The sequence below is a fragment of the Bradyrhizobium sp. genome (assembly GCF_030654605.1).
In the GTDB taxonomy this organism is placed as follows: domain Bacteria; phylum Pseudomonadota; class Alphaproteobacteria; order Rhizobiales; family Xanthobacteraceae; genus Bradyrhizobium.
Window position 1 is genome coordinate 1 of the sequence record NZ_JAURXB010000151.1, and the last position, 13,759, is coordinate 13,759.

Annotated in this window: 13 protein-coding genes and 1 pseudogene; 8 read left to right on the forward strand and 6 right to left on the reverse strand. The window is 63.9% G+C overall.

Translation table 11 applies throughout. The features are described 5' to 3' along the window. Nucleotides 1-192, forward strand: a pseudogene (locus tag Q7U29_RS14630) (hypothetical protein); the annotation flags it as partial. A gap of 194 nt (nt 193-386) precedes the next feature. Here Q7U29_RS14630 and Q7U29_RS14635 read toward each other — a convergent pair. Beyond that, a complete protein-coding gene (locus Q7U29_RS14635) occupies nt 387-1,166 on the reverse strand; it encodes an enoyl-CoA hydratase (protein ID WP_304742594.1) in 780 nt (259 codons plus the stop codon). Between the two features lie 129 nt (nt 1,167-1,295). After that, on the reverse strand, nt 1,296-1,970 hold the full coding sequence (locus Q7U29_RS14640; RefSeq protein ID WP_370691763.1) for a hypothetical protein: 675 nt from the start codon (nt 1,968-1,970) through the stop codon (nt 1,296-1,298). 356 nt (nt 1,971-2,326) lie between these two features. On the opposite strand from Q7U29_RS14640, the gene Q7U29_RS14645 reads away from it, so the two are divergent. Both Q7U29_RS14645 and Q7U29_RS14650 read left to right on the forward strand, forming a co-directional pair. After that, a complete protein-coding gene (locus Q7U29_RS14645) occupies nt 2,327-2,872 on the forward strand; it encodes a sigma-70 family RNA polymerase sigma factor (protein ID WP_304742595.1) in 546 nt (181 codons plus the stop codon). A 2-nt stretch (nt 2,873-2,874) separates the two neighbouring features. Then, complete coding sequence (locus Q7U29_RS14650; RefSeq protein ID WP_304742597.1) at nt 2,875-3,513, forward strand: DUF1109 domain-containing protein; 639 nt, start codon at nt 2,875-2,877, stop codon at nt 3,511-3,513. A 13-nt stretch (nt 3,514-3,526) separates the two neighbouring features. Here the strand turns inward: Q7U29_RS14650 and Q7U29_RS14655 are convergent, their stop codons facing one another. Both Q7U29_RS14655 and Q7U29_RS14660 read right to left on the reverse strand, forming a co-directional pair. Further along, nucleotides 3,527-4,639, reverse strand: a complete 1,113-nt coding sequence (locus Q7U29_RS14655) for a DUF2336 domain-containing protein (protein WP_304742599.1) — start codon at nt 4,637-4,639, stop codon at nt 3,527-3,529. Between the two features lie 74 nt (nt 4,640-4,713). Then, nucleotides 4,714-5,862, reverse strand: a complete 1,149-nt coding sequence (locus tag Q7U29_RS14660; protein WP_304742600.1) for a GGDEF domain-containing protein — start codon at nt 5,860-5,862, stop codon at nt 4,714-4,716. Between the two features lie 411 nt (nt 5,863-6,273). Here Q7U29_RS14660 and Q7U29_RS14665 point away from each other — a divergent pair, with 411 nt between their 5' ends. From Q7U29_RS14665 to Q7U29_RS14680, 4 genes are all read left to right on the forward strand, one after another. Next, entirely contained in the window at nt 6,274-6,843 is a 570-nt protein-coding gene (locus Q7U29_RS14665; RefSeq protein ID WP_304742602.1) for a sigma-70 family RNA polymerase sigma factor, read from the forward strand. Continuing rightward, on the forward strand, nt 6,840-7,538 hold the full coding sequence (locus Q7U29_RS14670) for a hypothetical protein (RefSeq protein ID WP_304742604.1): 699 nt from the start codon (nt 6,840-6,842) through the stop codon (nt 7,536-7,538). The genes Q7U29_RS14665 and Q7U29_RS14670 overlap by 4 nt, the downstream gene beginning before the upstream one ends. 37 nt (nt 7,539-7,575) lie before the next feature. Next, nucleotides 7,576-9,282: a S8 family serine peptidase gene (locus Q7U29_RS14675; RefSeq protein ID WP_370691764.1), complete on the forward strand. Its 1,707-nt coding sequence runs from the start codon at nt 7,576-7,578 to the stop codon at nt 9,280-9,282. A 476-nt stretch (nt 9,283-9,758) separates the two neighbouring features. Then, nucleotides 9,759-10,259, forward strand: coding sequence for a TIGR03809 family protein (locus tag Q7U29_RS14680; RefSeq protein ID WP_304742606.1), 501 nt, complete (start codon nt 9,759-9,761; stop codon nt 10,257-10,259). A 19-nt stretch (nt 10,260-10,278) separates the two neighbouring features. On the opposite strand, the gene Q7U29_RS14685 is transcribed toward Q7U29_RS14680, so the two are convergent. Together Q7U29_RS14685 and Q7U29_RS14690 are read right to left on the reverse strand one after the other, a co-directional pair. Continuing rightward, nucleotides 10,279-11,358: an HlyD family secretion protein gene (locus tag Q7U29_RS14685; RefSeq protein WP_304742608.1), complete on the reverse strand. Its 1,080-nt coding sequence runs from the start codon at nt 11,356-11,358 to the stop codon at nt 10,279-10,281. Further along, on the reverse strand, nt 11,355-11,873 hold the full coding sequence (locus Q7U29_RS14690; RefSeq protein ID WP_304742610.1) for a MarR family winged helix-turn-helix transcriptional regulator: 519 nt from the start codon (nt 11,871-11,873) through the stop codon (nt 11,355-11,357). The genes Q7U29_RS14685 and Q7U29_RS14690 overlap by 4 nt, the downstream gene beginning before the upstream one ends. A gap of 89 nt (nt 11,874-11,962) precedes the next feature. Between Q7U29_RS14690 and Q7U29_RS14695 the strand changes: the two genes are divergently transcribed. Then, nucleotides 11,963-13,372 (forward strand): DHA2 family efflux MFS transporter permease subunit, encoded by a 1,410-nt coding sequence (locus Q7U29_RS14695; protein WP_304742612.1) that lies wholly within the window; start codon nt 11,963-11,965, stop codon nt 13,370-13,372. The last annotated feature ends 387 nt before the right edge of the window (nt 13,373-13,759 follow it).

Genomic DNA, 13,759 nt, shown 5'->3' on the forward strand with positions numbered 1-13,759 from the left:
ATCCGGCGAGGAACCTTCAACGACGTCACCGAACTCAAGACCGCAATTGACGAGTGGATCGAGCATCGAAACCAAAACCCAAAGCCCTTCAAGTGGACCGCCAGCGCCAAATCCATCCTCTCAAAGCACCGCCGAGCCAAAAAGCGCTCGTCATCGCAAAACGGGATGCAAATGAATGAGTCAGAACACTAGGGGTGCTGTGCTACAATCTCAAACGGGTGATCAGCATCCTCGGAGTACCGGTGCTGCTGGAAGCGCTGGAGCCCTCTACCGCCTGACGAAGATTCTTGTGCCCTCCGTAAACGCCGCCGTGTCCTAATCCAAAAAAAACCGCGACTTCTCACACAGCCTGGTTCGCGGGGACGACGAAAGAGATGAACCCTACGCTACCTGTTCTTGTTCACCGGCTTGCGCTTCTCGATGAACGCCGCCATGCCTTCGGCGCGATCCTCCAGCGCGAAGGTCGAGTGGAACAGGTTGCGCTCGACGTTCATGCCTTCCGCCAGCGGCGTCTCGAAAGCGCGGTTGATGGCTTCCTTGGCCATGGCGGCCGCGGGACGCGACATCGCGGCGATTTTTTCCGCGGCCGCCAGCGCTTCCGCCATCAACTTGTCCGCGGGCACGACGCGGCTGACCAGGCCGGAGCGCTCGGCTTCGGCGGCATCCATCATCCGGCCGGTGAGGCAGAGGTCCATCGCCTTGGACTTGCCGACCGCGCGGGTCAGCCGCTGCGTGCCGCCGATGCCGGGAATGGTGCCGAGCGTGATTTCCGGCTGGCCGAATTTGGCGGTGTCCGCGGCGATGATGATGTCGCACATCATGGCCAGTTCACAGCCGCCGCCCAGCGCATAGCCGCTGACCGCGGCAATGGTCGGCTTGCGGCATCGGGCGACGCGGTCGCCGCCGATCGTCGTGAAATCGCTGGAAAACATGTCGATGAAGGTTTTCGGCTGCATTTCCTTGATGTCGGCGCCGGCCGCGAAGGCCTTTTCGCCGCCAGCCAGCAGGATGCAGCCGATCGTGTCATCGGCCTCGAGATCGTCGACCGCCGCGGCGATCTCCCGGAATACGCCGAACGACAGCGCATTGAGCATTTTCGGGCGGTTCAGCGTGATAATGCCGACCGCGTCTTTGGCTTCGACAATGATGTGTTCGAACGTGCTCATGATCCACCCCGGCGCCTGATTGCGCCGGCAATGTGCCCGCTCGCGGGATGGGCTTCAAGTGGGGGATTACGTGTCCCGGACGCGGTGCAGCGCCATGGCGCTGCGCAGCGTTCGGGGAAGGAGACGAACTCACGCCATGAACATGCGCGCGGCGGAGGCCATCGTCAGCAGCGCGCCGAAGGCGATGAAGATCTTCCCGATCAGCGAGGTCTGGTCCCAGGCGGAATCTTCCTTGCTGGCGGCCATGACGGGCGCGGCAGCGGTGGCAGGCGCTTCGGCCGACGCCAGCGTCATGGCCGGCGCAGCGGGCTTGCCGTCGGGCCTGGCTTGTTGCAGCGCGCGGTCGAGATCGTTGAGCTGATCGGAGGCGACGACGTCGGCTTCAGCGGCCGGTTGGGCGTCAACCGGCTTGTCCGCGGCGGCCAGCAGCATCGTGTTGGCTTTCGCCGACATCGCCATGGCGCTGCCTGCGGGCGCCTCGGCGGAGGCCAGTTGCGCGTTGGCATTGGCGATCGACGGCGGGATCGCGGTGGAATCCTTGTCGGCGTCATCCGCGACGAGGGTCGCCTTCCCGGCGGCCGAGGATTTCAGCGCCGCCTTGCCGGATTTTCGCTGCGCGATTTTTTTCGACTGCCGCGGCTTGGCGTATTTGTTGAGCTTGATCGGCGCCCCGCTGGCTCTTTCGGATTTCGAACTTGCGGCCGCCGTGTCGTCCCCCGGCGCCGCCTGCGATGGCCCCGCGAAACACACAAAGAGCCCTGTCGCTAGAATCAATGCCGAGCGCCCGCTGGCTTTGATGATCATGTGGCAATCTCCCCATTTGCCCGCCCCCAAGGCGAAATGAGACCCCACCGCATGGCCACAGCGCGGCCAAAAAAGGGAATCTTCGGGCGAGACCGGGCGAAAGCAGGGCAGCGACGCCCTGCCGGGTCACGCGGTCGCCGGGCCCTCATTCGCATCGCATGTCGAAACAGACGCTGTGGGTGTCAGCGGAACCGATCGATGTTATGAGCCATCCGGAGCGGAATTCGCAGTCGCGATTCCTGAAGCCGGGGTACGATGGTCTCAAGGCCGCCGGGAGCCTGGATCACGACTTCGTGATCGGTGGTTGTCGGCGTAACAAATTGAAAGATCGACCGAATTGCAATGTGGGAGCGCGCGTGCGCGAACGTGAGGACGAATGGACCGGCCTGATGCGGTCGGCCATTTCAGGCGACGATGCGGCGTATCATCGCCTGCTCAGGGCCGTCACGCCGGTGCTCCGGGCCGCGGCGCGCCGCGGCCTGACGCGGGCAGGGCAACCGGCCGACCAATCCGAGGACATCGTGCAGGACATTTTGTTGGCGGTGCATCTGAAGCGGCATACCTGGGACGCCAGCGCCCCGTTTGCGCCATGGCTGTTTGCGATCGCCCGCAACAAGCTGATCGACGCGCTGCGCCGCCGCGGTCGCCGGGTGTTCGTCAACATCGACGATTTCGCCGAGACGTTGCCGGGTGAGCCGGCCGCGGAGACCGTGCCGGCCGGCGAGGTCGAGGCGCAGCTAAAATCCCTGCCGGCGCGTCAGCGCGATGTGCTGCAATCGATTGCGGTCGACAGCGCGTCGATCCAGGATACCGCGAAGAAATTCGCGATGAGCGAGGGCGCGGTGCGCGTGGCACTGCATCGCGGGCTTGCCAACCTCACCGCCAGGCTACGGGGACAATGAGAATGGAGACCGATCAGCTCATTAGTACCCTCGCCGCCGACAACGCCCACCGCGCGCGGCCGGTCGGGTCCGTGCTGACGCTGTCGCTATTGCTGGCGGCGCCGGTTTCAATCGTGATTTTCCTGACCGAACTCGGCGTTCGGCCTGACGTCATGACCGCGATGCGCAATCCGTTTTTCGACCTGAAATTTGCGGTGACGCTGGCGCTGGCGATCCCGGCCATCGCCATCAGCCTGCATCTGTCGCGGCCGGAAGCCTCGCTGCGGGGCTGGGCATGGCTGCTGCTGATTCCAGTCGGGCTTCTGGTTGCGGGCATCGGCGGCGAGATGATGATGCCGCAGCGGCCGCCGATGATGACGCGGTTGGTGGGGCGCAATGCGTGGAACTGCCTGACGTCGATCCCGCTGATGGCGTTACCGCTATTGGTGGCGGCGCTGCTCGGCTTGCGTCACGGCGCCCCCACACGGCCCGCGGTCGCCGGCGCGATCGCCGGACTGCTGTCGGCGGGCCTGGCGGCAACGCTCTACGCCTCGCATTGTACCGACGACTCGCCGCTGTTCGTCGCGACCTGGTACACGATCGCCGCCGCGCTGGTCGCCGCTATCGGCGCGCTGGCGGGGCCGAGGGTGTTGCGGTTTTAATGCGGTTGAAGCCTTACGCCGCCGGTGCGGCGCTCGCCTGCTGCATACGGTGGAAGCGCAGGACCTGCTGTGCGGTCGAGGACCGCAGTCGTTCATAAGTAGCCTTGCAGGCCGCAAGATCGGTCGGTTCCAGGCCGGACAGTTCGTCGCGCATGTTGATGATCGCCTTGACGGTCGACCACGACATGGCCGCGACCTTGGCCAGGATCATGACGCCCTCCGCACGGGTTTCCAGCATCATGTTCTCGGCGATCGACACCGGCACGTTGGCGAGGGCGGCAAGCGCCGCGTTGGCTTCGTCGAATTTACCGGCCTCGGCGAACGTCGCGACCTGGAATTCGTCGAGCCGGCCGTCTTCGTAGAGCGATTTGACCAGTGCGTGGGCGATCGCGGTGTCCCTGGTGATCGCCACGGGCGCCGAGCGCGCCAGCCGCGTCGCTTCGCGCACGGCGGTCGGCACCTCCCCTGCCTGCTTCGGATGGGCGGCCTCGAGGCGCTCCCGTACCGTGGCGGAAGCCTTGGCGATCAGTTTCAAATAGAGGTGCCGGGGTATCGTCGGGCGCATGCCGAGGCAGGTTGCGAGATTGTCGTCGCCCTCGGCGCGATTGACCAGCCGGGTGAAACCGCGTTCGGAAAACTCCGCGCCGGGATTGTTGACGGTGCTCTGGATCACCTCGTCATTGCCGCGCAGCACCAATACGTCCGTCACCGCGCCGCTCAGCACCCGTCGCAGCGAAATCGCCAGCAAATGTGCCTGGCTCTTGTTGCGCGCGGTCTCGATCAGCACCTCGTCATCGAGGCGCTCCGATCTCGACAGCACCGGAGCGGCGACCTCGATCAGGTCGTCGAACGCCAGCGCGCGGATCGTGCCCGGCGGTGCGGTGTCGATCGGAGCCAGACGATTGGCGAGCAGCTCCCTTGCGGAAGTCTCGATGTGAACCATCAGGCACTGGAAAACGTCGTCGAACAACCCGATCTGTTCGTCGGAATAATCCACCGCGCCGTTGATGAAGAGGTCGGTGACCCGGCGCAGGGTCTCGACCCGGCGCGCCACGGTTCCATGCGCGAGCGTGGTCTGCAACTCGTCGAGCAGACTTTCGGTGGTGGCGGCAGGCTTCGAACTCATGACTCTATCCTGGAGCATTCGGACATTCAGGCCGTCGACGGTTTCTCCGTCGTCCGGAAACGGAATTGGTCGGATCAGGCGCTGGCGATGCGATTGCGTCCCCGTGCCTTGGCTGCGTAAAGCGCGCTGTCGGCGCGCGCGAGAATGATGTCGGGCGTCTCGTTCGGTTTCAGCGTCGCGACGCCGGCCGAGATCGTTACCTGCATGCCGGGCGAGAACGCGCTCCAGTCGAGATCGGCGATGATCGCGCGCAGCCGGTCGAGGATGCGCGCGGCGCCTTCATCTGAAGTGTCGGGAAGCAGCAGCAGGAATTCCTCGCCGCCGTACCGGCCGAACTTGTCGATGGGGCGGACGTTGGCGAACACGGTAATGGCGAATGTCCGGAGCACTTCATCGCCGGTAGGGTGGCCGTAGGTGTCGTTGATGCGCTTGAACCAGTCGAGATCGATCAGGGCGACGGAGAAGGGCGCCTGGTTGCGATGGGCGCGGGCGATCTCTTCGTCCAGCACGCCCATGATGCAGCGGCGGTTCAAAGAGCCGGTCAGATCGTCGAGTTCGGAGAGTTCTTCGATGCGCTTGTAGGCCTCCTTCAGATCGACGCCGCTCTTGTAGAGCGATTGGCGCATCGCACTGGAGAAAATGCCGATGAACATGCAGCGCCCGATGGTCAGGATAAACACCGTCATCGTGGCGAAGCGCTCGATATAACTGCCATGCGGCATTGCAATCGGCTTGTCGGTCAAAAGAAACAGCGCGGCGAGCCCGAATGCCATCGCGGTCCAGACCATCGCCGTCTGTTGCGGCGTCGAGCGTAGCGAGCTGAAACTGAACACGACGAAAAGGGTGCACAGGAACATCACGCCGACCTCGGGGGCGATCCAGATGAAAGCCAGCATGATCACCATGTTGATGATCGACTGCGGCGCGACCAGGTAATGATCCCTGAACCGCTCGTTGAACCCCAGCTCCGAGAGCGCAATCGAACCCACGACAAAGATCAGCCCGCAGACGGCAAATGCCGGGCCGATCGTGGCCGGAATCGTGCCGGCATAGGCATAGATCATCAGGAGAGCGGCATCGATGAGGTAACTGGCGCCGATCATCACCAGGATTTGGCGACGCTGCCTGGCGCGACGCGCCAGCGCCTTCGCCGTCGGCTTGGGGCCCACGCCTTCCAGTTCGGCCGCAATCGGATTCAGGAACGAGGACGCAGCGGTGGCCATAATCTCGCCGGTGATGGAACCAAAGTTCCGAAAAATCTAAGTGAGAAGCCTTTAGGTTTGGTATCTTTCGTGCCGGATCCGGGCTGTCTGGTAGCCGCGATCGCCATTGTTTCGTAAGGGAAAATTGGCAGGAACGGGGTACCGTCGGGCGATCTGGCCAAACCGGCGGGGATCGCTTGACGTCCGGGCGGTAAGGAAGTGCTGCTTTGCCGACGAAGCCTTGATAATATCCGCGCGGTGGACACGGGCGTGAAGAAAGAATTTCCGTATTATGATACCAGTTTTTCGCTTATCACCCCGACTGTGGGGTAGATCACACGTGAAATCGCAGACTTGCGATAATTTCAAGAATCTTGCCCTTCCCGTCGAACCACCCGCCAACCCAATCCGACCAACCTTGCGAGACGGCCATTGAGTGCGACACAGGCGGCTACGGACGATGTCCTGATCGCTCGGATCGCTCAAGGCGACCGGCTCGCCATGCAGGTGCTGTACGGAAGGCACCATGTCAGGGTGTTCCGCTTCGGGCTTCGGCTGGTTCGGGACGAACAGGTTGCGGAAGACCTCATCAGCGAGGTTTTTCTCGATGTCTGGCGGCAGGCCGGCAAGTTCGAAGGCCGATCCGCTGTTTCCACCTGGCTCCTGGCAATTACGCGATTCAAGGCCCTGTCTGCGCTGCGGCGCAGGAAGGACGCCGAACTGGACGACGAGGCCGCCAACGCGATCGAGGATACGTCCGATGATCCCGAAGTGGCGGTGCAAAAGAAGGATACCAGTGTAGCGTTGCGCAAGTGCCTCACCGCACTTTCGCCAGAGCATCGGGAGATCGTCGATCTCGTCTACTACCACGAGAAATCGGTGGAAGAGGTCGCTGAAATCGTCGGGATACCCGAGAACACCGTGAAGACGCGCCTGTTTTATGCGCGCAAGAAATTGGCCGACCTTTTGAAGGCGGCCGGCATCGAACGAGGTTGGCCATGATGGCAGCGAGCAAACAAGTGCTGGATCAAGAACCCAGCGAAATCGAAGTGCTGCTGCCCTGGCATGCGGCCGGCACCCTGAACGCGCGCGATGCCCGCCGCGTCGATGAAGCGCTGGCGCGCGACCCTGAGCTTGCCAGGCAGTATGCCGTGATCCGGGAAGAGTACGCCGAAACCATTTCGCTCAATGAAAGCCTCGGCGCGCCCTCCGCTCGCGCCATGCAGAAGCTGTTCGCTGCGATCGACGCAGAACCGGCGCGCGCGCCGTCGACCTCGCTCAATTTATCGGCGCGGATCGCCGGGTTTTTCGCTGGCCTGTCGCCGCGGACGCTGGCCTGGTCGGCGAGCCTGGGGGCGCTGGCACTGCTTCTGCAGGCCGGCGTGATCGGCGCGGTGCTGGTGAAGAACCAGACCTCGTCGTTCCAGACGGCCTCGCTCAGCACCAATGCGCCCATCACCCGCGACCTCGGTGCGGCGGCAGCGCCATACGCGCTGGTGCGGTTCGCGCCGGAAGCGCGCATTGCCGATATCACCGCACTGCTCGACAGCTATCAGGCCGTCGTCACCGACGGCGCCAAGGGGGGCATGTTTCGGCTGCAATTCGGCAATAAAGCGATGAGCAAGGACGAGGTAGCCGGGCTTATGAGCAGGCTGCAACGCGAGAAGATCGTCAATCTCGCCGTGGCTGCGCCGTAGGCCGCGCTTCCGCCGCCCTGCGTAAACCCGAGGCCCCATGATCCACGATCGTGCGAACTGGCGGATTGGAATGCGGCGTACGGCGTTGGCGTTGACCGCCGCGGCGTTCTCGCTGGCATGCCCCGGTATCCCGGCGGTTCAGGCGCAAAGTGTCATGCGCTCGCCCAACCTCAACATCCAGTCACGGATGCCCACCATCAATCCGACCGTGGCGCCTCGGATCAATCCGGTTGTCGGAATCAACAGAACCCCACCCGGTATCAATACCCCCCGCGTCGGGGTGACCTCGACGCTTCCGAATGCGCGCTTCTCGCCGAACCTTTCGTCAGCCTGCAGTTATGCCCATCGTGACAGCGGTGGCGAATGCCGGGAGAAGCCGGTTTCGTTGTCCGATGGCGGCGGCGCTGGCAAATCCGCCAAGAACGGCAAGAGCGGCAAGGACGGCAAGAACGGCGGCGCCGGTCGCAGCGGGCCGCTGGCGGCGCTCAACCCGACCGCGGTTCCCAATGAGTTCGTGGCCGAGATCGATGGTTCGCTGTCGGACGCGCAGGCCGATGCGCTGGCACGGCGTCACGGCCTCGTGCGGCTGCAATCGCTGAATTTTCCGCTTGTCGGCGCCACCATCGGCCTGTTCCGGATCACCGACGGCCGCCCGGTGGAGAAGGCGCGCCGCTCATTCGCTGCGGCTTCCGGCGTGCGCTCGGTGCAACTGAACTACCGCTATTTTCTGCAGGACCAGAAGGCGGCGCCGACCGAAGGCGACCCCGCGCAATACGCGCTGGCAAAACTTCGACTGCCGCAGGCCCATACGCTGGTCAGCGGCGCCAACGTGACCATCGCGGTGATCGATTCCGGAATTGACGACAGGCATCCGGAGCTCTTGAACTCGGTCGCGGACAATTACGATGCGCTCGGCAGCAAGGAAGGCCCGCATGTTCACGGCACCGGGATCGCCGGCGCGATCGTGTCGCACGGGCGGCTGATGGGGAGCGCGCCGCAGGCCAGGATTCTGGGAATCCGCGCCTTCGGCACCGCGGCGAACGGCGCGGAAAGCACCACCTTCGTGATCCTGAAGGCGTTGAACTATGCCGTGCTGCACGGCGCCCAGATCGTCAATATGAGCTTCGCCGGTCCGAAAGATCCGCTGATCGAGCGCGGTATCGGCGCCACGGCGGCGAGGGGCATCGTGATGGTCGCTGCCTCCGGCAACGCCGGTGCGAAATCGCCGCCGCTATATCCAGCCGCTAACGCCAATGTGATTGCGGTCAGCGCTACCGACGCCGGCGACAAATTGTTTGCGGCTTCGAACCGCGGCGGCCATATCGCCATCGCGGCCCCCGGCGTCGACATCTTTCTGCCGGCTCCGGACGGAAAATATCAGATGACGTCCGGAACCTCATTCTCCGCCGCCTACATCAGCGGCCTTGCGGCCCTGATGCTGGAGCGCAATCCTGCGTTGAAGCCGGGCGAACTGCGCGCAATCCTGATGAGAACTGCCCGCGATCTGGGCAGTCCCGGTCGCGACGATCAATTCGGCGCCGGCGAAGCCGATGCCTTTGCGGCGGTCTCGGCGATCACTGCCCCGCCGGCGGTGCCGGTCGCCGCGGTTCCGGCCGCGCCAGCGGTTGAAAGTGTCGCGGGCCGGCAACAGGTACTCCCGACACGGGCTCTGAACCAGCCGGCGGCCGCCATGGCATCGGATAAGTCAGCCGCCGGCGAGGCCAATCGCCCCGCCGCGCAATAGATTTCCGTCCAAAAACGCCCGGCAAAAAATCGAAAAAAATCGTGCGGTCGTTTGAACGTCTATCGCCCCTGCTGCGACTTATATTCGTGGGAGCGGTCATCCCTCCCCATCGAGGCTGTATTCGGCGCGAGCGCCCATCCACCCCAAGCGCCCATATGGCTTGACCCGTCCGGTTGTCCCCCCGGACGGGTCTTTCGTTTCTGGGGCTGGTTACCGCCGCGCCATGCGGGAAGTCTCGCCCGATTAAATCGGTGGATACGCGCGGGTGCCAGCGGCGCAGCCCGGCCATGCCAGTATGCATCTTGACGGCGGATTGGCCGAAATACCCCGCATGACTACGGCTTTTGGTCGATAAACGGCATCCAGCAACGTCGTTTGATAGACTTCGTTAAGGTTTTCCACAAAATATCACTGTCACGTTTGCCTGATTCGTTTTCGTTGCGTCTGCGTCCGTTTTCTCCTTTACGGGCTGGTTCATGACACATCGATTGGACGTGGCAGATGGGCGCGACGTTATCGCGCGCTGGTGCAATCTGGCCGAACAGCGGCTGGAATACCTCACCGAGCTGTTCGAAACCGGCCGCTGGCGCCGCTTTCACACTGAACTCGCATTCCTCGAAAATATCCAGGAGGCCAAGACCGCGGTCGAAACCTGGCGCAGCCTGTCGATGCGCGAGGCGTTGCCGAACAATTCCGCTGTCGACATGTCCTGGCTCGGGCACACCCAATCGGCATTGCCGCGCGCCGAAAAGCTGCGCGATCAATCCGATCGGCTTCCGTCGCCGCCGGTGGAGATAGTTGCCGAACTGCCGCCGGAGGATATTTCGATTGCCGCGGAACCCGGGCATGTCGCTTCAGACGAGGCGCCGTCGGCGCCAGCGATGGACATGCCAATGCTGGAAGACGTGGAAGATGCTCACGGGCTGACGCCGGACGCGATCGCGCAACGCTACCCTTTACTGCGTAACGCGCTGTAGGCGCCGGGCCGCAAGCCAGTTATTGCGCTTTGGTCGTCTCTTGCAGATGGGGGCGCGCCGCAACCGCCGCGCCGTTGCCGAATATGCTCCACAGATCGCGGGTGCGCCCGGTATCGATGCTGACATAGGCGGTCATGCCGGCGCGCAGCGGCGGCTCGCCCGGCCGCTCCAGCAGCCGCAGCCGCACCGGCAGGCGTTGCACCACCTTCACCCAGTTGCCGGAGGCATTCTGCGCCGGCAGGATCGCAAACTCGGCGCCAGTCGCCGGGCTGATGCTTTCCACCTCGGCATCCCAGGTAATGTCGGGATGCATATCGAGGATGACCTTCGCCTTTTGTCCTGCTGTCACGTGGGTCAGGTCGGTTTCCTTGAAGTTGGCTTCGAGCCAGGGTCGGCGATCGGTGACGATCGCGAACAACGGCGTCTGCGCCTTGACCTGCTCGCCGAGCTGGAGCTTGAAATTGACGACCACGCCGGCGCGTGGGGCCTTGATCTCGGTATGGCTCAGATCCAGCGCCGCGCGATCGCGCATCGCCTGCTTTTCGCGGACCGCGGCATATTGATCGGTCGGCCTGTCGGGATTGCCGCCGAGGGCGGCTTCAACACGGGCGATGCGTTGGTGCAGCACCGCAAGGCGGTCTTGCCCTTCCTGTTCCTCGCTGTTGGCCTGCTCGACCCTGGTAGCCGAAGTGACGCCGCGTCCGGACAGATCGCGATGTCGTTTGGCCTGGGTCTGAAGATACGACAATTTGTTCTCGGCCTCGGTGGCCTCGGCCCGGATCTCGCGCAGGCTCACCTTGAGTTGCTCGACGGCGGCACGCGCGGAATCGGTTTCGGCTTCGGCCTTGGCGAGGGCCAGCTGGTAGGGCGCGGGATCGAGGCGGAACAGCACGTCGCCTGCCTTGACGGCCGCATGGTCCCGAATACGCACGTCGATAATGCGGCCGGGCACTTCGCCGGCGACCTGGGTGATATCGGCTTTCACGAACGCGTTTTCGGTCGAGGCGTACCGGCCGCCCTGCAGCCAGACCATCAACGCTCCGAGCAGGACGAGCGCCGGAACGCCGATCAGTGCCCAAGTCCGCAGGCGCTTGCTCATGGCGCGGCCTTCCCATTGAGACCGCGCGCGCCACGTGACGCAGCTCTGCGGCCGGCAACCACAGTCCTCCCGGGCGGGACGGCATCCACGGCGGAAACCAGGGTCTTCTTGATGCGCTGCAACAACGTCATCAGTTGCCGGCTTTCCTGCGCCGAGAGGCCGGTGAGGGCGTCTTCCACCGTCGCCTCGGCGACGCGCCAGATGCGCTTGTGCACGCGTTCGGCTTCCGGTGTGAGATACACCCGTTTGACGCGGCGGTCGTCACGCTGGGTCCGGCGCGCCACCCAGCCATTGGCCACCAGCCGGTCGATCATGCGGCCGGCGGTCGCCTTTTCCACCTCCATCATCTCGGCCAGCTCCGAAAGCGAGGCGCCCGGATGCCGGTGCAAGCGGGTCAGCACCAGCCATTGCGCCCGGGTGATGCCGAGCCGGCGCACCCGGCGATCGAACTCCGTGCGCAACAGGCGGGCGACGTCAGAGATCACGACACCAATGTATTCGTCGGTATTCGGCATGCCGCAATTGTAGCCGCCGGCGAATTAGTAAGCTAGGTTATTAATTAGTAAGCCAGGTTATTATCCGCCTATTGGGCGCCGCAGGGGTCATGGCCGCAAGCTCAGCAAGCGTCGCTACCGAGGGCCCGGCCCTGACCGCGGCGCAGCGATATTTGACGCTGGCCACCGTGGTGCTGGGGTCCTCGCTCTATGGCACGGCGCTGCTGACGACATCGACCGTGCTGCCGCAGATGCAGGGCGCGATGTCGGCAACCCAGGACGAGATCGCCTGGGCGATGACGTTCAACATTCTCGCCACCGCGGTGGTGACGCCGATGACCGGCTGGCTGGTGTCCCGCTTCGGCACCAAGCGCGTGGTGGTGTATTCGATTGCCTGCTTTACCGCCGCGACGCTGCTGTGCGGGATGGCGCAATCGCTCGAAATGCTGGTGCTGTGGCGCATCCTTCAGGGCGGCGCGGGTGCGCCGGTGGTGCCGCTGTCGCAGTCGATCCTGTTCGCCACGTTCCCGCGCCACCAGCATACCATGGTGATGTCGGTGTTCGGGATGGCGGTTGCGGTCGCGCCGGTGTTCGGTCCGGTGATCGGCGGCTATCTCGCCGAGATCCACAGCTGGCGGTGGTCGTTCTACATGCTGGTGCCGATCGGCATCTGCGCCACCATCGGCATGCACTTGACCTTGCAGTCCACGGTGCAACTGGAAAAAGTTCGCTTCGACTGGACCGGCTTCCTCGCACTCGCCACCGCTCTTGCCGCTATTCAACTCGTACTCGCGCGCGGCGTGCGGCTGGACTGGTTCAACTCGACCGAGATCGTGATCGAGTGCCTGGTCGCAGCACTCGCATTCTACGTCTTCATCGTGCACAGCCTGAGCACGCGCGCGCCGTTCCTGAACCTGAAGCTGCTGACCGACCGCAACTACGCGATCGGGCTCGCACTGGTGACGATCTACGGCATGCTGAATTTCACGCCGATGGTGTTGCTGCCGCCGCTGCTGCAGCAGCATGTCGGATTTTCGGATGCGCTGGTCGGGCAGGTCATCGGATGCCGTGGCATTGGAATGCTGATGGGCTTCCTGGCCGCGGGCTTCATGAGCCGGATCGATCCGCGCATCAGCATGGCGTTCGGCTTTGGCCTGCAAACCGTGGCAGGGCTGTGGATGCTGACCTTCGACCTCAACGTGACCATGGAGATACTGGTCATCAACAGCGCCATCCAGGGTTTTGCGGTCGGCGTCGTCTGGGTGCCGATCACGGTGGTGGCGTTCGATACGCTGGAGGCGAAGGATTACGCCGAGGCGTCCTCGATCTTCCATCTGCTGCGCAACATCGGCTCCAGCTTCTTCATTTCGCTGTCGATCGCGGAGATCGTGCGCACGACCGGCGCCAATTACAGCCGCATGACCGAGATGATCACGCCCTACAACCGGGCAATCGCCATGCCGGAGGTGACGGGAGCGTGGAACTTCGACACCGTCCCGGGCCTCGCCAGGGTGGCGTAGGAGATCATGCGGCAGTCGGTGATGATCGGCTATCTCAACGCGTTCACGATGTACACGGTGGCGTCGGCGCTCGCGGTCGTGTTCGTCCTGATGGTTCGGCGGCGCCGGAGGGCCGCGTCCTGAGACGATTCCGTCGTCCCCGCGAACGCGGGGACCCATAATCCCGGGAGTCGGAATTGAGACCGAGTGTGCAAGTAAAGGCAGCTAGCACTGCCTCTCTCCTATGACCGGCACGGCGTATGGGTCCCCGCGTTCGCGGGGACGACGACAGAGCTATCTTCGCACCGCGTTGGTGCCCACGACAACTTGCGAAAAGCGCTGCGCGCCCTCGGCGGCCAGATCCGGCGTGATCGGCCGCGCGTGATCGAGCCCGACCACGGCGCCACG

Coding starts and splice junctions, on each gene's coding strand:
- Q7U29_RS14635 (WP_304742594.1), bottom strand. CDS start 1,166: ATGAGCACGTTCGAACACATCATTGTCGAAGCCAAAGACGCGGTCGGC.
- Q7U29_RS14640 (WP_370691763.1), bottom strand. CDS start 1,970: ATGATCATCAAAGCCAGCGGGCGCTCGGCATTGATTCTAGCGACAGGG.
- Q7U29_RS14650 (WP_304742597.1), top strand. CDS start 2,875: ATGGAGACCGATCAGCTCATTAGTACCCTCGCCGCCGACAACGCCCAC.
- Q7U29_RS14655 (WP_304742599.1), bottom strand. CDS start 4,639: ATGAGTTCGAAGCCTGCCGCCACCACCGAAAGTCTGCTCGACGAGTTG.
- Q7U29_RS14660 (WP_304742600.1), bottom strand. CDS start 5,862: ATGGCCACCGCTGCGTCCTCGTTCCTGAATCCGATTGCGGCCGAACTG.
- Q7U29_RS14670 (WP_304742604.1), top strand. CDS start 6,840: ATGATGGCAGCGAGCAAACAAGTGCTGGATCAAGAACCCAGCGAAATC.
- Q7U29_RS14675 (WP_370691764.1), top strand. CDS start 7,576: ATGATCCACGATCGTGCGAACTGGCGGATTGGAATGCGGCGTACGGCG.
- Q7U29_RS14680 (WP_304742606.1), top strand. CDS start 9,759: ATGACACATCGATTGGACGTGGCAGATGGGCGCGACGTTATCGCGCGC.
- Q7U29_RS14685 (WP_304742608.1), bottom strand. CDS start 11,358: ATGAGCAAGCGCCTGCGGACTTGGGCACTGATCGGCGTTCCGGCGCTC.
- Q7U29_RS14690 (WP_304742610.1), bottom strand. CDS start 11,873: ATGCCGAATACCGACGAATACATTGGTGTCGTGATCTCTGACGTCGCC.
- Q7U29_RS14695 (WP_304742612.1), top strand. CDS start 11,963: ATGGCCGCAAGCTCAGCAAGCGTCGCTACCGAGGGCCCGGCCCTGACC.